The organism is uncultured Mycobacterium sp. (genome assembly GCF_964249325.1).
Taxonomy (GTDB): Bacteria; Actinomycetota; Actinomycetes; order Mycobacteriales; family Mycobacteriaceae; genus Mycobacterium.
On sequence record NZ_CAXUCH010000078.1, the window covers coordinates 1 to 18,575 of the forward strand.

Annotated in this window: 22 protein-coding genes; 5 read left to right on the forward strand and 17 right to left on the reverse strand. The window is 65.7% G+C overall.

What is annotated here, in order from left to right:
- On the reverse strand, window positions 1-80 hold an 80-nt coding region (locus ACFE99_RS11935), incomplete at its 3' end, for an acylphosphatase (protein ID WP_375485513.1).
- The gene (locus ACFE99_RS11940; RefSeq protein WP_375485473.1) at window positions 67-480 is read right to left on the reverse strand and encodes an OsmC family protein; all 414 of its coding nucleotides are present in this window, start codon (window positions 478-480) and stop codon (window positions 67-69) included. The genes ACFE99_RS11935 and ACFE99_RS11940, both read right to left, overlap by 14 nt.
- A gap of 109 nt (window positions 481-589) precedes the next feature.
- Here ACFE99_RS11940 and ACFE99_RS11945 point away from each other — a divergent pair, with 109 nt between their 5' ends.
- The gene (locus tag ACFE99_RS11945) at window positions 590-1,366 is read left to right on the forward strand and encodes a PIG-L deacetylase family protein (RefSeq protein ID WP_375485475.1); all 777 of its coding nucleotides are present in this window, start codon (window positions 590-592) and stop codon (window positions 1,364-1,366) included.
- A gap of 69 nt (window positions 1,367-1,435) precedes the next feature.
- Here ACFE99_RS11945 and mutM read toward each other — a convergent pair whose 3' ends face one another.
- The 4 genes from mutM to sepIVA form a co-directional block, all read right to left on the reverse strand.
- Entirely contained in the window at window positions 1,436-2,308 is an 873-nt protein-coding gene (gene mutM / locus ACFE99_RS11950; RefSeq protein ID WP_375485477.1) for a DNA-formamidopyrimidine glycosylase, read from the reverse strand.
- 5 nt (window positions 2,309-2,313) lie between these two features.
- On the reverse strand, window positions 2,314-3,006 hold the full coding sequence (gene rnc / locus ACFE99_RS11955; protein ID WP_375485479.1) for a ribonuclease III: 693 nt from the start codon (window positions 3,004-3,006) through the stop codon (window positions 2,314-2,316).
- Window positions 3,003-3,581: a DUF177 domain-containing protein gene (locus tag ACFE99_RS11960; RefSeq protein WP_375485481.1), complete on the reverse strand. Its 579-nt coding sequence runs from the start codon at window positions 3,579-3,581 to the stop codon at window positions 3,003-3,005. The genes rnc and ACFE99_RS11960 overlap by 4 nt, the downstream gene beginning before the upstream one ends.
- A gap of 97 nt (window positions 3,582-3,678) precedes the next feature.
- The gene (gene sepIVA / locus ACFE99_RS11965; RefSeq protein ID WP_375485483.1) at window positions 3,679-4,416 is read right to left on the reverse strand and encodes a cell division protein SepIVA; all 738 of its coding nucleotides are present in this window, start codon (window positions 4,414-4,416) and stop codon (window positions 3,679-3,681) included.
- A gap of 259 nt (window positions 4,417-4,675) precedes the next feature.
- Here sepIVA and ACFE99_RS11970 point away from each other — a divergent pair, with 259 nt between their 5' ends.
- The gene (locus ACFE99_RS11970; protein WP_375485484.1) at window positions 4,676-5,857 is read left to right on the forward strand and encodes a permease; all 1,182 of its coding nucleotides are present in this window, start codon (window positions 4,676-4,678) and stop codon (window positions 5,855-5,857) included.
- A 75-nt stretch (window positions 5,858-5,932) separates the two neighbouring features.
- On the opposite strand, the gene coaD is transcribed toward ACFE99_RS11970, so the two are convergent.
- The 5 genes from coaD to ACFE99_RS11995 all read right to left on the reverse strand — a co-directional run bounded on the left by coaD (window position 5,933) and on the right by ACFE99_RS11995 (window position 9,664).
- A complete protein-coding gene (coaD, locus tag ACFE99_RS11975) occupies window positions 5,933-6,418 on the reverse strand; it encodes a pantetheine-phosphate adenylyltransferase (protein ID WP_375485486.1) in 486 nt (161 codons plus the stop codon).
- A 75-nt stretch (window positions 6,419-6,493) separates the two neighbouring features.
- Window positions 6,494-7,060 carry a 16S rRNA (guanine(966)-N(2))-methyltransferase RsmD gene (gene rsmD / locus ACFE99_RS11980; protein ID WP_375485515.1) on the reverse strand — a complete coding sequence of 189 codons (567 nt, stop codon included), beginning with the start codon at window positions 7,058-7,060 and terminating at the stop codon, window positions 6,494-6,496.
- A gap of 38 nt (window positions 7,061-7,098) precedes the next feature.
- On the reverse strand, window positions 7,099-7,731 hold the full coding sequence (locus ACFE99_RS11985) for a vitamin K epoxide reductase family protein (RefSeq protein ID WP_375485488.1): 633 nt from the start codon (window positions 7,729-7,731) through the stop codon (window positions 7,099-7,101).
- On the reverse strand, window positions 7,728-8,483 hold the full coding sequence (locus ACFE99_RS11990) for a DsbA family protein (protein ID WP_375485490.1): 756 nt from the start codon (window positions 8,481-8,483) through the stop codon (window positions 7,728-7,730). The genes ACFE99_RS11985 and ACFE99_RS11990 overlap by 4 nt, the downstream gene beginning before the upstream one ends.
- A 62-nt stretch (window positions 8,484-8,545) precedes the next feature.
- Complete coding sequence (locus tag ACFE99_RS11995) at window positions 8,546-9,664, reverse strand: alpha/beta hydrolase (RefSeq protein WP_375485492.1); 1,119 nt, start codon at window positions 9,662-9,664, stop codon at window positions 8,546-8,548.
- On the opposite strand from ACFE99_RS11995, the gene ACFE99_RS12000 reads away from it, so the two are divergent.
- Window positions 9,663-10,496, forward strand: a complete 834-nt coding sequence (locus tag ACFE99_RS12000; RefSeq protein ID WP_375485495.1) for an aldo/keto reductase — start codon at window positions 9,663-9,665, stop codon at window positions 10,494-10,496. The two genes, ACFE99_RS11995 and ACFE99_RS12000, sit on opposite strands and share 2 nt — an antisense overlap.
- Window positions 10,497-10,500: 4 nt before the next feature.
- On the forward strand, window positions 10,501-11,346 hold the full coding sequence (locus ACFE99_RS12005) for an aldo/keto reductase (RefSeq protein WP_375485497.1): 846 nt from the start codon (window positions 10,501-10,503) through the stop codon (window positions 11,344-11,346).
- 70 nt (window positions 11,347-11,416) lie between these two features.
- On the opposite strand, the gene ACFE99_RS12010 is transcribed toward ACFE99_RS12005, so the two are convergent.
- The 3 genes from ACFE99_RS12010 to ACFE99_RS12020 are packed head-to-tail and all read right to left on the reverse strand — an operon-like array spanning window position 11,417 to window position 16,092.
- On the reverse strand, window positions 11,417-12,130 hold the full coding sequence (locus ACFE99_RS12010; protein WP_375485499.1) for an HNH endonuclease family protein: 714 nt from the start codon (window positions 12,128-12,130) through the stop codon (window positions 11,417-11,419).
- 48 nt (window positions 12,131-12,178) lie between these two features.
- Window positions 12,179-14,401: an ATP-dependent DNA helicase RecG gene (recG, locus tag ACFE99_RS12015; RefSeq protein ID WP_375485501.1), complete on the reverse strand. Its 2,223-nt coding sequence runs from the start codon at window positions 14,399-14,401 to the stop codon at window positions 12,179-12,181.
- Window positions 14,402-14,403: 2 nt separating this feature from the next.
- On the reverse strand, window positions 14,404-16,092 hold the full coding sequence (locus ACFE99_RS12020; RefSeq protein WP_375485503.1) for a DAK2 domain-containing protein: 1,689 nt from the start codon (window positions 16,090-16,092) through the stop codon (window positions 14,404-14,406).
- 167 nt (window positions 16,093-16,259) lie between these two features.
- Here ACFE99_RS12020 and rpmB point away from each other — a divergent pair, with 167 nt between their 5' ends.
- On the forward strand, window positions 16,260-16,454 hold the full coding sequence (gene rpmB, locus ACFE99_RS12025) for a 50S ribosomal protein L28 (protein ID WP_375485505.1): 195 nt from the start codon (window positions 16,260-16,262) through the stop codon (window positions 16,452-16,454).
- A gap of 29 nt (window positions 16,455-16,483) precedes the next feature.
- Here the strand turns inward: rpmB and ACFE99_RS12030 are convergent, their stop codons facing one another.
- From ACFE99_RS12030 to ACFE99_RS12040, 3 genes are read right to left on the reverse strand one after another with little or no spacing between them, the layout of a single operon-like run.
- The gene (locus tag ACFE99_RS12030) at window positions 16,484-17,167 is read right to left on the reverse strand and encodes a uracil-DNA glycosylase (RefSeq protein WP_375485507.1); all 684 of its coding nucleotides are present in this window, start codon (window positions 17,165-17,167) and stop codon (window positions 16,484-16,486) included.
- Window positions 17,164-17,454 (reverse strand): DUF1330 domain-containing protein, encoded by a 291-nt coding sequence (locus ACFE99_RS12035; protein ID WP_375485509.1) that lies wholly within the window; start codon window positions 17,452-17,454, stop codon window positions 17,164-17,166. The genes ACFE99_RS12030 and ACFE99_RS12035 overlap by 4 nt, the downstream gene beginning before the upstream one ends.
- A 9-nt stretch (window positions 17,455-17,463) precedes the next feature.
- A complete protein-coding gene (locus tag ACFE99_RS12040; RefSeq protein WP_375485511.1) occupies window positions 17,464-18,429 on the reverse strand; it encodes a thiamine-phosphate kinase in 966 nt (321 codons plus the stop codon).
- Window positions 18,430-18,575 lie beyond the last annotated feature (146 nt).

The window sequence follows — 18,575 nt, forward strand, 5'->3', positions numbered from 1 at the left end:
GAGCGGGTCCACCAGCGAAAGCCCACTCCCTGCACCCGCCCCCGGACCAAGGCGGTAAGCCGAACGTCAGACTCCGCCATTGGCCACCGTGAAGTTGACTTGGGCTCCCGACTTGAGTGTGCGGCCCACCGTGCACACCTGGTCGATGGCGCGGTTGACGACGGCGCGCAGGCGCTCTGCTTCGGCGTCGGTCAAACCGGACAGGTCGACCTCGAGGCTCTCCTCCAGCAGCGGATAGCGCTCCTGCTCGCGATCGGCCACGCCGGACACCCGGACCACCGCCTTGTAGTCGTCGCCGAGACGACGGGCCAGCGGCTGGTCGCTGGCCATTCCACTGCACGCAGCGAGGGCGATCTTGAGCAGTTCGCCGGGCGTGAAGACGCCGTCGACATCCTCGGAGCCGACCAAAACCTGCGCGCCTCGCGAGCTGTACCCGGTGTAGCGGCGGACCCCGGTGCGCTCCACCCACAGTTGCGTCATGGGTTCTTTCTTACCGTGCCGTCAGTGCGTCGAGATCGTCGGTAGCGCTCAACAGAGCAGCGGGGCAACGTCGACTTCGCCCAAGCACCCGGCGGGCATACTGCGTTCCATGGCCACCGTGGTCGCCTTCCACGCGCACCCGGACGACGAGGTGATTCTCACCGGGGGCACGCTCGCGCGTGCGGCGGCAGCCGGGCATCGCGTGGTTCTCGTCACGGCCACCGACGGGCGGATGAACAATGAGGAAGACAATCTCCGGGTGGACGAATTGCATTCGAGCGCAAGCATTCTCGGAGTGCAGCGGGTCGAGTGCCTTGGTTACGCCGACAGCGGCTACGGCCAGCTCTTCTGCCCCGATCCGCCCGGACGGGTAAGGTTCGCCCGAGCCGACGTCGATGAGGCGGGGCAGCGGCTCGCCGAAATACTTCGCGCAGAAGCCGCCGATCTGCTGATCAGCTACCAGCGCAACGGTGGCTACGGCCACCGTGATCATGTGCAGGTGCATCACGTCGGCAAGCGCGCCGTCGAACTTGCAGCGACCCCGCGGGTGCTCGAGGCGACGATGCCGCGCGAGTTACTTGTGCGGATCGGACATCTCGCTCGTCTGCTGCGACTGCCGGCACCGTACGAGCCGGACATCGCCCGAACCGCGTACGCGCCGCGGGCAACCATCACCCACCGGATCGACGTCTTTCGTTTTGCGCGCCAGAAGCGAGACGCGTTCGCCGCCCACCGCTCGCAAATCGGCACCTCCGGTCTAGCTGCGCGCGCGTTCGGGCTGTTGCAGCGACTGCCACCCCAAGCGTTCGGCCTGCTATTCCCCCGCGAGTGGTTCGTCGATCCGGCGTTACCCGCGGGGACCGCGCGACGCGACATCTTCGATTGAGTCACCGCCCACCATCGGGTGTGCGTCCTGGGCGGTGCCGCTCGGCGTGTCGTCGCCCCCGGCGCACACTCAACGCCCCAAGCGCACACTCGAAGCCCGCGGGCGCGGCTGGCACTTGGGGCAATAGAAAGACGAGCGGTTCATGAACTTCTCGCGGCGGATCACCGCGCCGCAGCGTCGGCAGTTCTTCCCTTCGCGGCCGTAGGCGTCCAGCGACCGGTCGAAGTAACCGGATTCGCCGTTGACGTTGACGTACAACGAATCGAACGAGGTGCCGCCTTGCGCCAGCGCGTCGCGCATCACCTGGGCGGCCGCTTCGAGCACCGCCGCCAGCGCTCGACGCGGCAGCGTAGCGGCCACACGTGAGCCGTGCACCTTTGCCCGCCACAGTGCTTCGTCGGCGTAGATGTTGCCGATCCCCGACACCACGGTCTGGTCGAGCAGCTGACGCTTGATCTCAGAATGCTTGCGCCGCAACACGTTAACCACCGCGTCTGCGTCGAATTCAGGATCCAACGGGTCGCGGGCCAGGTGCGCGACAGGAACGGGCACCGCGCTGCCGTCAACCGTTACCAGATCCGCCAGCAGCCAGCCGCCGAACGTGCGCTGGTCGACGAAGCTCAATACCGTCCCATCGTCGAGCACCGCCGCAATGCGCAGGTGCGCGGTATTCGGGACGGTACCCAGCAGCATTTGTCCGCTCATGCCGAGATGAACCACCAGGGCGGTGTCCGCCTCGTCCAATGTCAGCCACAAATACTTGCCGCGACGATCGGTGCCGGTGATGCGCGCGCCCAGCAGGCGCGCGCTCAGATCGGCCGGGCCGGCCTCGTGACGGCGTACGGCGCGGGGGTGGTGGACTCGGACCGCCGTGATGGTCTTTCCCACCACGTGGGCCTGCAAGCCGCGCCGCACCACCTCGACTTCGGGCAGTTCGGGCATCGAGATCAGGCGCTGTCGAGCGCGTTCCAGGCCGCGGCTGCTGCTTTTTGCTCCGCTTCCTTCTTGGACCGGCCCACCCCGGTACCGTATTCGGTGTCCATTACGACGACGACGGCGGTGAATTCCTTATCGTGGTCGGGGCCGGTGGAGGTCACCACGTATGACGGTGCGCCCAGGCCGCGCGCCGCGGTCAGTTCCTGCAGGCTGGTCTTCCAATCCAGTCCTGCGCCCAACGTGGGCGCGGCGTCCAGCAGCGGGCCGAACAACCGCAGAATCACTTCGCGCGCTGTGTCGATGCCGTGGTGCAGGTAGGTGGCACCCAGCAACGATTCCATGCCGTCGGCCAGGATGCTGGACTTGTCGGCTCCGCCGGTGTTGGCCTCACCGCGGCCCAGCAGCATGTGGACGCCGAGACCCTGATCGGTCAGCTTGCGCGCCACATCGGCTAACGCCTGGGTGTTGACGACGCTGGCGCGCAACTTGGCGAGGTCGCCCTCTGACCGGTCGGGGTGGCGATGGAACAGCTCATCGGTGATGGTCAGTCCCAGGACTGCGTCACCCAGAAACTCCAGGCGCTCGTTGGTGGGCAGACCGCCGTGCTCGTAGGCGTAGCTGCGATGCGTCAACGCCAAGGACAGCAATTCGTCGGGCAGGTCGACCCCCAGTGCATCGAGCAGCGGCTGGTGCGGCCGTGTCACCGGTCGCCCTCGGTTGCATCAAGCAGTCCAGATAGCTTGGCCCAGCGCGGGTCGATGAGGTCGTGGTGATGACCCGGCTCAGCGGTTGCCAACGGGATACCGCATTCCGGGCACAAGCCCGGGCAATCAGCCCGGCACACCGGCGAGAAGGGCAATTCCAAGCCGACCGCGTCGATGATGGACTGCTCCAAGTCGACGGTGTCGTCGACAACCCGTCCAACCTCGCCCTCATCGGTAGTCTCGTCGGTCAGGCTATCGGGGTACGCGAACAGTTCAGTCAGGTCGACCTGCAGTCGTCCGCTCACTGTCGTCAGGCAACGCGCACACTCGCCCGTCGTCGGCGCCGCCACGGTACCGGTGACCAGCACCCCTTCCGACACCGACTCGACCCGCAGATCCAGTTCCAGCGGCGCACCGCGCTGAATCGCGATCAGCTCCACCCCGATACGGGAAGGACTGTTGACCGTGTCATGCAGCGCGAACACCGCTCCGGGACGCCGGCCCAGCCGTGCGATGTTGACAATCAGCGGCGAGATCGGCGGTCGCTGTGCCATCGAGCTGTGCTGCCTCGCCATATCCCAATCCTACGGTCCCGGCAACCTGATGCCGCCGACCATAGGGCTAGCTCCTAGGGCCGGAGCTTAAGTGCCGGGCTCCTGCCCGATTGCCCTGCTACCGGGTGGCGTAGTCGTGCGTACCGGCGGCCGTCCGCAGTTGGTGACGACCACGGCTCACCGAGCGCAGGGTGCCGTTGAGGTAGTCCTCGAACTCGGCAAGCTTGCTGTCGACGTAGATATCGCACTCGCCGCGCAACCGGTCTGCCTCCGCGTGCGCCGCGTCGATCAGGCGGGTGGCCTCCGCGTGAGCCGCCTGCACCACTTCCGTTTGCGACACCAGCCGCTGCTGTTCCTTGATGCCTTCTTGCACGGCCTTTTCGTAGGAGATGTTGCCGCTCTCGACCAGCCGGTCGCATTCGGCCTTGGCGCGGCTGGTGCTGGCCTCGTACTCGCGTTTGGCCGAGGCCGCGATGCGGACAGCCTCTTCCCGGGCTTCGCTGACCATCCGCTCGCTGTGCTGGCGGGCCTCACCGACCATGCGGTCGGCCTGCGCCTTGGCCTCGGACAAGATGCGGTCCGCCTCGGCGCGCGCGTGGTTGAGCATCGAGTCCGACTCAGTGGTTGCCGAGGAAACCATCGCGTCGGCGTGCGCCTTGGCCTCCTGCAGCATCGAATCGCGCGCATCGAGCACATCTTGGGCGTCGTCGAGTTCGCCGGGGATCGCGTCCTTGATATCGTCGATCAGCTCCAACACGTCGCCGCGGGGCACCACACAGCCGGCGGTCATCGGCACACCGCGGGCCTCTTCGACAATCGCGCTAAGCTCGTCCAGCGCTTCAAACACTCGGTACACGGCAACACCCTCCCGGCATCGTTGTTGTTACCAGTGTGCCTGCTGTTGCACCTGTGACTGTGCTGCCGGGCCCGGTGTGTCGGACATTGGCCGCTCCGGAGCGGTGCCGCTCACTGCACACTCGGCGCCATTATGTCGGCCTGGCGGGATCAGCGGCAACGGCCCGGCGTCGGTGCACGCACAGGTGTATACCCCCAGAGGGTATCCGCAGGCGTGGGTAGCATGATGTCGGGCCCGAGCTGGTAAAGAGGAGGATCTGTTGGACAGAGTGCTGAATGCGGTCGGGCACGCCTTGGCGCTGGCGGGCTCGATGACCTGGGAGATCCTCTGGGCGCTGGTGCTGGGGTTCCTTCTGTCGGCGCTGGTGCAGGCGGTCGTGCGCCGTTCGACGATCGTGGCCCTGCTGGGAGACGACAGTCCCCGCACTCTGGCGGTGGCCACCGGGTTGGGTGCCGCATCATCGTCGTGTTCCTATGCCGCCGTAGCGTTGGCCCGGTCGCTGTTCCGCAAAGGCGCTGACTTCACCGCCGCAATGGCATTCGAAATCGGCTCTACCAATCTAGTGGCCGAATTGGGAATCATCTTGGCCTTGCTGATGGGTTGGCAGTTCACCGCGGCCGAATTCGTCGGCGGCCCACTGATGATCGTGATCTTGGCTGTGTTATTCCGGCTGTTCGTTCGCTCGCGACTCATCGACGCGGCGCGCCGACAGGCTGAGCGCGGAGTCGCCGGTGTCATGGAAGGCCATGCCGCGATGGACATGTCGGTTCAAGGTGAAGGCTCCTTTTGGCGGCGGCTCTTTTCGCCGCAGGGCTTTACCTCGGTTTCACATGTATTCGCCATGGAGTGGGCGGCGATCCTGCGCGACCTTGTGCTTGGGCTAATGATTGCCGGCGCCATCGCGGCCTGGGTGCCCGAATCAGTTTGGCAAACATTCTTTTTCACCCAGCATCCGATTTTGTCGGGCCTGTGGGGACCAATCGTGGGACCCGTTGTGGCCATCGCGTCGTTTGTCTGCTCGATCGGCAACGTGCCACTGGCCGCGGTGCTGTGGAACGGAGGCATAAGTTTCGGCGGTGTGGTCGCATTCATTTTCGCTGACCTGCTGATCCTGCCCATCCTCAACATCTACCGGAAGTACTACGGCACAGCGATGATGCTGACGCTGCTGGGTACCTTCTACGCATCGATGGTTGCCGCGGGCTATCTTGTCGAATTGCTTTTCAGCGCAGCGCATTTAGTTCCCAGCCACCGCAATGCAACGGTGATGCATGCTGGAATCTCGTGGAACTACACCACGTGGCTGAACATCGTGTTCGTCGTCATCGCCGCGATTCTGGTCGCCAGATTCGTGGCCACCGGCGGAGTGCCGATGCTTCGCATGATGGGCGGCTCCCCCGAAGCGGAGCACGACCACGGACAGCACAATCACTGCCACTAGCGCCCAGACCGACAGTAGGGCAGGTTTTTTCATGCGTTCGCCCGCTGACGTCGACGTCGGCGTCGACGGTGGCCGCTAGCCGTTGTACACGCGCAGCTTTTCGGCCAGGCGGCGGTTCACCGGTTCGGGAAGCAGGTCAGACACGTCGCCGCCGAGCATCGCAACTTCTTTAGCCAGCGACGATGACACGAACGAATACTGTGGCGTGGTCGCCACGAAGAACGTGTCGACACCGGCGATGTGTTTGTTCATCTGCGCCATCTGCAGCTCGTATTCGAAGTCGGTGCCGGTGCGCAGACCTTTGACGATGGCGGTCATGCCGCGGGCCCTGACGAAGTCGACCACCAGGCCTTCCCCGGCTTCCACCCGCAAATTGGGCAGGTGCGTGGTCGACTCGTTGATCATCGCGATCCGCTCGCCAAGGTCGAACATGCTCTTTTTTGAGGGGTTGGCGAGGACGGCGACGACCACTTCGTCGAACTGCGCAGAGGCGCGTTCGAAGATGTCGATGTGGCCCAGTGTCACCGGGTCGAACGATCCCGGGCATACCGCGCCACTCATATGCGCCGCTCCTGCTCATCGCGGCGCTCTGCATCGTCGCCGGCGGTCATGACCGATGACGGTAGCAGGCGCCGCTCAGCTGTTAGCGCGGCTCAGTTCGGCGAGTTCCAGCCGGGTGTCGCCATAAATCCGATGCGGCCACGCAATCCAGCGCGCCGGCCACGTCAGCCGCGTGCTGGCGGCGGCGCGCTCTACTGCCGCCACGGTTCCCGGACCCGCCCATCCATGCGCGGTCAACATAGCCAGAACCGACTCGATCTCGGCGGTGTCGAGGTCATAGGGCGGATCTGCCAGTACCAGGTCGACCGGGTGGTCCGCATCGGCGGCCACGGCTGATGCAACGGTGCTGCGGCGCAGCGTTGCGCCGGGCAGGGCGATGGCCTCGATGTTGCGGGCGAGCACCGCCGCTGTCCGCTGATCCGCCTCGACGAACAGCGCCGAGGCGGCTCCGCGTGATAACGCCTCCAGCCCGAGCGCTCCGGAGCCGGCATACAGGTCGAGCACCGACAACCCGGTCAACTCCAGCCGCGCGGTCAAGATATCGAACAAGGACTCGCGCACCCGATCCGTGGTCGGTCTTGTTCCGCGCGGCGGGACCGCGAGACGCCGCCCGCGGGCGGCACCGGCAATGATCCGCGTCAGTTCACCACCACCAGCAGCTCACCGCCCTTGTCGTCGAGCTAGAAGAGTGTCGACCAGTAGTCCCAGAACCGAACCAAGATCAACAAGATGAGCGCGGTGAACCACAGCACGGTAATCGACCATCGCCAACGGTAGAGCGTGCGCCCTACTGTGCTGGCCGTGTCCCCAGGTTGAAAGGCGATCGAAGCGACCACCACCAGCAGCGGGATGGTAACCGCCCACACCACCATGCAGTACGGGCACAACGCGCCGATGCGAAACAGGCTTTGGAATATCAGCCAGTGCACGAACACGACACCGGCCAGTGTCCCCGCGGCTAGTCCAATCCAATACCATTGCGGAAGAGCTATTTTCGTCACTGCTAGCACGCCGGTTACCACGACCACGGTGAACCCGGCGATGCCGATCAGCGGATTCGGAAAACCCAGCACCGACGCCTGAGGGGTCGCCATCACCGATCCGCACGACACCACCGGGTTGAAGTTGCACGACGGTACATACGACGGATTGGTCAGGAGGTTGATCTTTTCCACAGTCAGCGTCACCGACGCGATCAAGCCCAGGACGCCGGCGATCAGCACCCACCATGCGCTGGGCAACGCCACCGACACCGAACGCGCCGCCAGATCGTCGGCCGGCCGTGCGGGTTGCGCCGACACCGCCGCTGTCACGACGCGGCCGGGGTGGCAGCCGTGTCGAGGCCCGGGACGTCACCGACGATCTCTTTGATCTTGGCGACCAGCGCCTGCGGCGTCGACGGTTCGTAGTCTTGCCCGTTGATGCGGATGGTCGGCGTGGCGTGAATGCCGGTGGCCGACGCCATGCCGTCGATGGTTGGGACGTACTTACCGCTGTTGATGCAGTCGGGGACCTTGCCGGCCGCACCGGCTTCGCGGGCGATCTCGATCAAACGCGCGTTGTCGGGAAACCTCGAGCCGGTCTCGGAGGGCTGCAGGTTCTTGGTGTACAACGCGGTGTGGAAGCGGCGGAACGCGTCGATCGATTCGTCGGCGACGCAGTAGGCCGCCGCACCGGCTCGCGACGAATAGTTGTCGTTGCGGGCACTGTCGAGGATGCCGACCACGTAGTAGTCGGCGGCGATGGCGCCGCTGTCGATGAGTTTGGACACGGTCGGGCCGAACGTCCGCTCGAAGTTGCCGCAGGCCGGGCACAGGAAATCTTCGTAGAACGCCACCACGGCTTTGGGATCTTTGGTTCCGTCCTTGGTGACTAGCTTGCTCGAGGTCACCCGCACCGGCTTGCCGGCTGAAGGCTTGTGGCCATGGGTCGTCACGATATAGAGCACCAGGCCGACCGCGAAGAGCACCACAATTCCGGTGAGCCCGATCTGGATGAGCAGATTGCGCCTGCGGTCGGCGCTCTTCAAGTCGTAGCGCGCGGGGCGGTTAGCTTTGCTGGCCACAGATTTGCTGATCCTCACCCTCGATGGTCGGCGATAGCGTCTCTAGAGTACCGGCGACTGGGTCAGACCCGGCTAAGGTGTGCGCGCAGCGCCGAGATCAGCTCGGAAGTGGCGACCGCGCTGCCACCACCGAGCGGAAACAAATTGGTGAAGGCATGCGTCAACGACCTAAAATACCGCAGGTCGACAGGGTTTCCGGCCGCTTGCAGCGCGGTCGCGTATTGCTGGCCCTCGTCGCGTAGCGGATCGAAACCCGCAATCGCGATCAGCGCGGGCGGCAGGCCCGACAGGTTGTCGGCTAGCAGCGGCGAGACCCGCCGATCCGTCGGCTCCACATCAGAATCGCCCAGGTATTGCTGTGTGAACCAGTCCATGTCGTGCTTGGTCAGGATGAAACCGTCGGCGAACAGGGACATCGAGCGGGTCTGGGCGGTGAAGTCGGTGCGCGGGTAGATGAGCCACTGCAGCAGCGGCGTCGGACCGCCGTCGTCGCGCGCCAACTGGGACACGACCGCCGCCAGGTTGCCGCCCGCGCTGTCACCGCCGACGGCAATCTTGCCCGGGCCAGCCCCGAGGTCAGCGGCGTGCTCGCAGGCCCACCGAAACGCCGCGTAGGCGTCGTCGATGCAGGCCGGCGCAGGGTGTTCGGGGGCCAGCCGGTAGTCGACCGACAGCACCTGGATGCCAGCGTCGCGGCACGCCAACCGGCACAGCCCATCATGGGTGTCCAGGTCGCCGATCACCCAGCCGCCGCCGTGGTAGAAGACCAGCAACGGCGTCAGGTCGGCGTTGGCCGGGCGGTAGTGCCGAACCGGGATGTCGCCAGCCGGTCCGGGAATCGCTGTGTCGCTCACCGCGACGTGGATCTGCGGACCGCCGAAAGCGACGGCGACCTCGCGTGCCTGGATGCGGGACGCGCCCGGGTCGTCGTTCACGACCAAGCCGTTGATTCCGACGGCCCTTTGCGCGGCCAAGAGCAACTGCAGGGTGGGATCAAGCGTGTTGCCGTCGATGATGACCGAGCGCCCGCCGGACAGTATTCGCTTGGCGCCGTTCGGGATCCACGGAATAACCTTCAGCCCGAGGGTGGTGGCACCGCTCTGCAAGCGACTGGACCACCGGGCCGGAGGTCGCAGCGCTCCCAGATGGACACCAGGCGCGCCTGGCAGACTTTTCGGCATGGCTGCTCCCCTAGTCACGCTGAACGACGGTAATTCGATCCCCCTGGTCGGATTCGGCGTCTTCAAGGTTTCACCCGCAGACACCGAACAAGCTGTGCGCGCCGCCTTGCAGGCCGGTTACCGGCACATCGACACCGCGGCAATGTACAACAACGAACGCGAAACGGCTCTAGCGGTCGCCGAATCTGGCATACCCCGCGATGAAATTTACTTGGTTACCAAGCTGTGGAACGCCGACCAAGGTTACGACAGCACCCTGGCGGCGTTCGAGGCCAGCATCGAACGGCTCGGGGTCGATTACCTCGATCTGTATCTGATCCACTGGCCAGTGCCCTCGCGGGGCAAGTTCGTCGACACCTTCAAGGCGTTCGCGCAGTTGCGCGACCAGGGCCGGATCCGCTCGATTGGGGTGAGCAACTTCGAACCCGAGCATCTGAAAATCCTCATCGATGCCACCGGCATCGTCCCTGCTGTCAATCAGGTCGAGCTGCATCCGCGATTTCCTCAGACCGCATTGCGGGAGCTGCACGCCCAGCTCGGCATCGCCACCGAGGCGTGGGCTCCGCTGGGACAGGGCTCGTTGCTAACTCATCCGACAATCACCGCAGTCGCGGAAGGGTGCGGCCGCACGCCCGCCCAGGTGTTGATTAGGTGGCATATCCAACTCGGTAATATCGTGATCCCCAAGTCGGTGAACCCTGCACGGATTGCGAGTAATTTCGACGTGTTCGATTTTGAGCTCAGCGCGGACGAGATGGCGTCGATCTCCTCGCTCGATGACGGAACCCGGCTTGGCCCAGATCCACGAACCTTCAATTTCACAGGCAGGTGAAGTGATGTCGGGCGGCCCCAGCCCCTCTAGTCCCTCTATAACACTCAACGACGAGAACACGATGCCGGTGCTCGGCCTCGGGGTCGCGGAACTGTCCGACGCGCAGACAGAGCACGCTGTGTCAGCAGCGCTGGAAATCGGCTGCCGGCTGATCGATACCGCAGCGGTATACGGCAACGAAGCCGCGGTCGGGCGGGCCATTGCAGCGTCGGGGATTCCCCGGGCCGAACTTTTCGTCACCACCAAGTTGGCCACTTCCGACCAGGGGTTCACCAGTTCCCAAGAAGCCTGCAAAGCAAGCCTGGAGCGGCTCGGCCTGGATTATGTCGACCTCTATCTGATCCATTGGCCGGCCCCCCAGCTCGGCAAATATGTGGACAGCTTCGGCGGCATGATCCAGGTACGCGGCGACGGCTACGCCAAGTCGATCGGCGTGTCCAATTTCACCGAGGAGCATGTTTCGACGGTCATCGACCTGAGCTTCTTCACGCCCGCCGTCAACCAGATCGAGCTGCACCCGCTGCTCAACCAGGCCGAGCTGCGCAAGGCCAACGCGCAGCACAATGTCGTCACCCAGGCCTACAGTCCGCTGGCGCTGGGCCAGCTGCTGGACAACCCGACAGTGACATCCATCGCCGCCGAGTACAGCCGGACACCGGCGCAGGTGTTGCTGCGCTGGAACGTGCAAATGGGCAATTCGGCTATCTTCCGCTCCGGCAAGCCCGAACGCATCGCAAGCAATTTAGACATCTTCGACTTCGAGTTGGCCGCCGAGCACATGGACGCCCTCAACGGGCTCAACGACGGCACTCGGGTGCGCGAGGACCCGCTGACATACACGGGCATGTAAGGATCGCGAGCAGACGCAAAGGCCCCTATTTGCAGCTGTTTTCGGGTGCTTTTGCGTCTGCTCGCGCCTACTATCCCGCCGGGCACGTGGCCGCGGCCCGTCGCAAGGCGTCGGCGGATGGTTGGTCGACGGGCAGCGCGTAGCCGCGCAGCACGGCGATGTACTGCACGGCGTACTGGCACCAGAACGCGGTATTGGGTGGCATCCATAGGGCCGGTTGGGAATCGGCCTTGTCTTCGTTTGCCTGTCCCGAGACGGCCACCAGATTGGCCGGATCGTTGGCGAAGCGCAGCCGCTGGGGATACGGCCAGTCATAAGCGCCCATGTCCCAGGCATAGGCCAGCGGAACGATGTGGTCGATCTGCACCGATGCCCCAACGCGGGCGCCGCGCTGGAAGTTGATAGTGGCGTTGGTGTACGGGTCGTGCAGCGTGCCGGTCGCGACGGCGTCGGGGCAGCGTTTGATCGACACATAAGTTTTGTCGACAAGATCGCGGTTGAGGATGTCGTCGCGGGTATCGCAGCCGTTGTGCCCGCCCGGTGCATCGTTGTCGTCGTCCCACGCATCCCCGAATGCCGCGCGGCGGTAGTCGTAGCGATGAATTCTGGCCGGCACCACGATGATTCCGCCCAACACGTCGGTGCCCGGTTGAACGGTCGGAACGTCGGCGCGCGCGGCGAACTCATCCGCGCGCTGTCCCGCCGATGATGCCACCACCTGATAGGCGACCACCACTGCGAGCACTGCGAGCGCCGACAGCCACAGCAGCACCTTCCTATTCATAAGGGCCGCTCCTCCTCATCGCTCCGCTCTGCATCGTCGCCGGCGCGTTCATGCTTTGTCCAAATACTCGATGCGTTCGCTGGTAATGAACGGCGCTGCCAAGAGCGCCAATCCGGAATGGCCGGGATTCTCGTCGTAGATTCGCTCGCATACATCGCGCGCGGCTACGATCAGTTCCTCATGCTCAGCCAGCGACAGGAGCTGCAAGGTAATTGCACGCCCAGACTGGCTGCGGCCCAACACATCTCCTTCTCTGCGCTCCTTGAGATCCAGGTTAGCCAAGGCGAATCCGTCGAGGGTTCCGGCGACCGCGCGCAAACGCCGGCTTGCCCGCGAATTCGGCGACACCCAGGTCGCCAGCAGACACACACTTGGGTGGGCGCCTCGACCGATGCGGCCGCGCAGCTGATGCAATTGGCTGATGCCGAACCGGTCGGCGTCCATCACCAGCATCACCGTGGCGTTCGGCACGTCGACGCCCACTTCGATGACGGTGGTGCACACCAGTACGTCGATCTGCCCGGCGCGAAACGCCGCCATGACCGCATCCTTCTCCTCCGTGGGCAGCCGCCCGTGCATGAGACCCAGCCGCAGGCCGGCCAATTCATTGCGACGCAGCCGGGCGAAGAGGTCCACCGCGGTCGCCGAGGGCCGACCGCCCTCTTCGGTCTGCCCAGGGTCGTCGGTCTCGTCGATCCGCGGCGCCACGACGTAGGCCTGGCGTCCGGCTGAGACTTCCTCGATGATGCGCCGCCAGGCGCGCTCCAGCCATGCCGGCTTGTCCTTGACAAAGATTGCCGTCGTCGCGATCGGCTGGCGGCCCCGCGGAAGTTCGCGCAACGTGGAGGTTTCCAAGTCGCCGTAGACGGTAAGCGCGACGGTTCGCGGTATGGGTGTGGCCGTCATCACCAGTAGATGCGGTGTTATCCCGGCAGGAGCCTTGGCGCGCAACTTGTCTCGCTGCTCTACCCCGAAACGGTGCTGCTCGTCGACAACCACCATGCCCAGCCGGTGAAACTCCACTCCGCCTTGCAGCAGGGCATGGGTGCCGACGACGATACCCACCTGCCCGCTGGCGATATCGGCATACACCTGTTTCTTCTGGGCCGGCGACATCGAACCGGTCAACAACGTCACCCGGGTGGCGTCATCGGCACCGCCTAACTGCCCCCCCATCGCCAGCGGCCCCAGCACCTCGCGGATCGATCGAAGATGTTGGGCCGCAAGCACTTCTGTCGGGGCCAACAGCGCACACTGGTAGCCGGCGTCGACCATCTGCAGCATCGCCAACACCGACACGATCGTCTTGCCGGAGCCCACTTCGCCCTGCAGCAGCCGGTTCATCGGGCGGGTGGCGGCAAGCTCGCCACGCAGCACTTCGAGCACCTCACACTGGCCCGCGGTGAGCTCAAAAGGCAACTGGTGCAGTAGTTTTTCGGCCAGCCCGTCCGATCGATGGGGTGCCGACGGCCCGGATTCGGACAGTTCGCCGTGCCGGCGAGTTACCAGCGCCCACTGCAGACCGACGGCTTCGTCGAAAGTCAGCCGGTCACGGGCATGTTGGCGGTCGGTCTCGCTTTCAGCGAGATGAATGGCGCGCAGCGCCCGGTCTTCGGAGATCAGGCCGTGCTCGGCGGCCACCGTTTCAGGCAGCGGGTCCGGTACGGGGTCGAGCACGGCGAGCACCTGGCGCACGCACGCGTAGATGTCCCAGCTTTGCACTTTCGTGCTGGCCGGATAGATCGGGTAAAAGGCCTGTTCGAACTCCGACTGCAGGACTTCGCCGCTGACCTTCTTGGAAGCGCCGGCAATCATGCGCAGTGATTTGCTGCCGTGGTCCTTGCCATCCGGGGAATCCAGCACGAGGAAGTCCGGATGGGTGAGCTGCATGGTGCCTCGGAAGTAGCCCACCTCGCCGGACAGCATGATCCGCGTTCCTTCGCTGAGTTGCTTTTCAAACCAGGTCTTGACGTGGAAAAACGTGGCGGTCACCTTGTTGCGGCCAGAGCCGATCGTGATGACCAGATACTTCTCTTTAGGGCGCTTTGGCATCTGCCGTGACACCGCCGCGGTGATGGTGTCGACGAGCGTGATGTGCTCGCCGGCCGGCGGCCGCTCGTCGCCGACACCACGCACCGCCGTGCCCTGCACATAGCTGCGCGGATAGTGGCGCAACAGGTCGTCGACGGTACGGATGCCGAATACCTCGTCGAGCGGGTCGGCCGATTTGGCGCCGAGGATGCAATCCAGCCGGTCGGTCAACGCCACCACGGCTACTCGACCCCGATCAACAATGCGTCGCCGCGATGCCCGGTGCGGTAGCTCACCAGTTCAGTGCCCGGATGATGGTCGTGGACATGGGATTCCAGTGTCGATTCGACGGCGTCGGCATCCGCGTCGGCGCCGAGCAACACCGTCACCAGTTCACCGCCGGCGGCCAGCAACAGATCGACCAGGCCAGTCGCCGCGGAGCCGATGTCCTCGGCCACGATCAACACCTCGTCGCCGGCGATGCCTAGGCCATCGCCGGGTTGACACGGGCCGGCGAAGGTCAGGGCCTGCCCCGTCGCGACGCGCACCGAGCCGTGCCGAGCAGCGCCTGCTGCGCGGGCCATGGTGTAACCGTCGTCGACCGCCTGCCGCTCTGGGTCGTGTACGGCTAAGGCGGCCAGCCCCTGCACCATCGACCCAGTCGGCAGCGGCACCACGTCAATGCCCCAGCCGATGGCGGCAGTGCAGCCGGCCACGAGTTCTTCCGCGGCGACATACCCGTTGGGTAACACCATCACCTGGGCGGCGCCGGTATCCACCAGCGCCCGCAACAGCTGCTGCGCGGTGACCGCCGTGGTCGGGTCCGCTGCCTGCGGGTCGGGTCGCAGCACGCACCCACCCTCTCCAGTGAAAAGCTCCGCCGCCCCGTCGCCGTCGACCACGGCCAGCACCGCCCGCTCCCGCGCCCAGCTGCCCGGCGGCAGCCCGGTCCCGCTGCCGGTGAGCGCCGAGATCTGGATCCGGCGCGGTGTGCCGAAGGCCAGACCGGCCTCCACGGCGGCGCCGGCGTCATTGGTGTGAACGTGCACCGAGTAGCCGCCGACCGCGTCGGATGCCGAGGCCGCGATGGCAACGGATTCGCCGAGTTGGCCAAGCCGATCACGTAGCGCGTCGGCGCCGGCGGCATCGCAACCACCCAGCAAATACATCACCTCGAACTGCGGACCCCGGTGTTGGGCCGCCGCATCGGCCGGTGGCTGCCGCGGCGACGGCTCGTACACCGTCCGAACCTGCGCGCGTCCGGTGATGGTCGCGCTGAGCGCGTCGAGAAGCACCAGCAAGCCCCGGCCGCCGGCGTCGACCACCCCGGCATCGGCGAGCACGCCCAGCTGCTCAGGAGTTTTCTCCAGCGCGACGACCGCGGCGTCACATGCGGCCGTTACCGCGCGTGCGAGGCCTTCTCCGTTGTTCGCGCATTCCTCGACCGCGCTGGCCGCAGCCTGCAGCACCGACACGATGGTGCCGGCGATCTCTTGTCCGCCCATCGAGCCGACGACGAGGCCCACACCGCGCCGCAGCGCTGTCCCGAGCAGGGTGGCGTCGATGTCGCGCAGCTCGCCACCGGCTTGTGCGGCCGCAGTGGCGGTGACGTCGGCGATACCCCGCAGGATTTGCGACAGGATCACTCCGGAATTGCCGCGCGCGCCATGCAACGCACCGGCCGATAGGGCGGCCGCCACCCGGGCCACGTCGCGGGGGCTGTCTTCGACGTCGGCCTCGGCCAGCGCCGAGCGCATGGTGAACAGCATGTTGGTGCCGGTGTCGGCGTCGGCGATGGGGAACACGTTGAGGCGGTTGATCTCGTCGATGTGACCGATCAGGTCACTGACGGCGGTGTGCGCCCAGTCGCGCAGCGCGGATGCGTCGAGCAGACGACCCGACTGAGCCGCATCGGACACCACCTGGCCCACCTCCTCCGGTGGCGCCAGCCTAACGAGTAACGCCGACAGCACTGGTTCATACGGTATCGGCGCTGTTCATGGTTTTGGCGGTTCGCCACTGCGCCGGTTATCCTGGCCAGGTCGTCGGGTCACCCGTAGCTCGGTTGTTGGCCCCGGGAAACTCGAGGAGCTTCGCAATGGCCGCCGTGTGCGATATCTGCGGGAAGGGCCCCGGCTTCGGCAAGTCGGTGTCGCACTCCCACCGCCGGACCAGCCGCCGGTGGAACCCCAACATTCAGACGGTGCATGCCGTGACTCGTCCGGGCGGTAACAAGCAGCGGCTCAAGGTCTGCACATCGTGCATCAAGGCGGGCAAGGTCACCCGCGGCTGACGTTTGCGCCACCGCTTCGCGGTAGCGGGTTAGGGCAGCCGCCAATCGACGGACTCGGCGCCCATCTTCTCCAGCAGTTCGTTGGCACGGCTGAACGGTCGCGAACCGAAGAAGCCCCGGGACGCCGACAATGGCGAGGGATGCGGCGACTCGATCGCGACGCAGTCGCCCTGCGCCAGCATCGGCTTTAGCGTCGACGCGTCGCGACCCCACAAAATGGCCACCATCGGTTGCTGCCGTTGCACGAGGGCACGGATCGCGCATTCGGTGACCGGCTCCCAGCCCTTGCCCCGGTGTGACGCGGGATTTCCGGGCTGCACGGTGAGCACCCTGTTCAGCAACATCACCCCGCGCTGCGCCCACGGCGTCAGATCGCCGCACGACGGCAGCGGATAGCCGAGATCGCTGGCATATTCGACGAAGATGTTCTCCAGGCTGCGCGGCAATGGCCGAACGTGCGGGGCCACCGAAAAGCTAAGCCCCACCGCGTGTCCGGGCGTTGGGTACGGATCCTGGCCGACGATCAGCACCCGTACCTGATCGAAAGGAAAAGTGAAGGCACGCAAGACATTCGGCCCGGCCGGCAGATAGCGCCGCCCAGCGGCGATCTCAGCGCGCAGAAATTGACCCATCGCCGCCACCTGCTCCGCCACGGGCCCCAGCGCGCGCGCCCACCCGTCGTCGACCAATTCACTTAACGGGCGTGCAGTCACGACAGCCCTTTCACCAGCAACACCACAGTGTCGGCACCCGCACGCCGATCCTGCGAGATACGTTGGTATTCAGTCGATTCCGCCCAAGACCGGAAGGCCGCCTCGTCCGGAAACGACATCAATACCACCTTGTCGCGGTCCCATTGGCCTTCCACGACTTGCGGAGATTCGTCGGCGGCCAGCAGGGTGCCGGCGTATCCAGAGAAGACCTCCATGAACTTCGCCTGGTAGCGGTCGTAGGCGGAGCGGTCGGTGAACCTGAGTTGGGCGATCGCATACACGGTCACGCCGCTACCCTAACGACCATTGAAGGACTCCCAGCCTGCGTATCCGCGCCACTCTGTCCCGTCGACCAGCACCCGGGCCGGGCCGTCGAGCACGCGGCCGATTATCCGCCACCCCGCCGGAACCGGACCGGCGAACGCGGCGACCAGCGCATGGTCCTCTCCCCCGCCGAGCACCCACGACCACGGGTCAACTCCCACGGCCTCAGCGGCCGTCGTCAGGGCCTGGTGGTCGGCGGCCAATGCTGCCGTGGACAACGCAATGCCGACCCCGGACGCCTGGGCGACGTGCCGCAGATCGGAGACAAGACCGTCGGACACGTCGATCATTGCTTGCGCACCGGCTTTGGCGGCTGCCCGACCTTGCCCGTAGGGCGGATGCGGCACCAGATGACGCCGCCGCAATTCATCGAACCCTTCAATTCCGCTGCGCCACAAGGCATATCCAGCGGCTGAATATCCCAGCTCGCCGGTGACGGCGACCACCGACCCGGGTCGTGCCCCCGCTCGAAGCACCGGCGCAGCCCCGGCCAGGTCGCCCAGCACGGTCACGGCCACCACCCACTGCGGACAGTTGACCAGATCACCCCCGACGATGCCGGCTCCGATCCTGCCGGCCTCGTCCCACATCGCGTCTGCCAGGTCGCTGACCCGTGCGGCGGGGGTCTCGGGCGGTGCGCCGAAGGCGACGACGAACGCGGTCGGCCGCGCACCCATCGCCTCGATATCGGCCGCATTTTGCGCGACGGCCTTGCGCCCGACATCCGCCGGTGTGGACCAGTCCAGCCGAAAGTGCCGATCCTGCACGAGCATGTCCGTCGAGACCACGGTGCGCCCGTCGCCGGCCACCACCACGGCCGCGTCGTCACCGGGTCCCAGCGCGGTCGTCGGCGGTTGTCGACGGCCGGCCAGCAGTCGGTCGATCATGCCGAACTCGCCGAGCTGTCGAAGGGTAGGGCCGGGCTCGCCGCTGCTCACGTCGCTTCCTTCCGGCCGATGATGCCCGGTGAATACCGGTGCGACCTGCGGTAGGTTGGGTGCGCCGACTTCGGGACGGACACGTGGAGTCTAAGCGGGCGATGGGGCCGCGCAGCGAGGTGAGCGTCAGCGCGCCGTTGTTGAAG

What these genes read in the sequence shown, in the direction of transcription:
- mutM (WP_375485477.1), bottom strand. Translation starts at nt 2,308, where the DNA reads ATGCCCGAACTGCCCGAAGTCGAGGTGGTGCGGCGCGGCTTGCAGGCC.
- ACFE99_RS11995 (WP_375485492.1), bottom strand. Translation starts at nt 9,664, where the DNA reads ATGCCGAAAAGTCTGCCAGGCGCGCCTGGTGTCCATCTGGGAGCGCTG.
- ACFE99_RS12010 (WP_375485499.1), bottom strand. Translation starts at nt 12,130, where the DNA reads ATGAATAGGAAGGTGCTGCTGTGGCTGTCGGCGCTCGCAGTGCTCGCA.
- ACFE99_RS12000 (WP_375485495.1), top strand. Translation starts at nt 9,663, where the DNA reads ATGGCTGCTCCCCTAGTCACGCTGAACGACGGTAATTCGATCCCCCTG.
- coaD (WP_375485486.1), bottom strand. Translation starts at nt 6,418, where the DNA reads ATGAGTGGCGCGGTATGCCCGGGATCGTTCGACCCGGTGACACTGGGC.
- rpmB (WP_375485505.1), top strand. Translation starts at nt 16,260, where the DNA reads ATGGCCGCCGTGTGCGATATCTGCGGGAAGGGCCCCGGCTTCGGCAAG.
- ACFE99_RS11945 (WP_375485475.1), top strand. Translation starts at nt 590, where the DNA reads ATGGCCACCGTGGTCGCCTTCCACGCGCACCCGGACGACGAGGTGATT.
- ACFE99_RS12005 (WP_375485497.1), top strand. Translation starts at nt 10,501, where the DNA reads ATGTCGGGCGGCCCCAGCCCCTCTAGTCCCTCTATAACACTCAACGAC.
- ACFE99_RS11960 (WP_375485481.1), bottom strand. Translation starts at nt 3,581, where the DNA reads ATGGCGAGGCAGCACAGCTCGATGGCACAGCGACCGCCGATCTCGCCG.
- ACFE99_RS11940 (WP_375485473.1), bottom strand. Translation starts at nt 480, where the DNA reads ATGACGCAACTGTGGGTGGAGCGCACCGGGGTCCGCCGCTACACCGGG.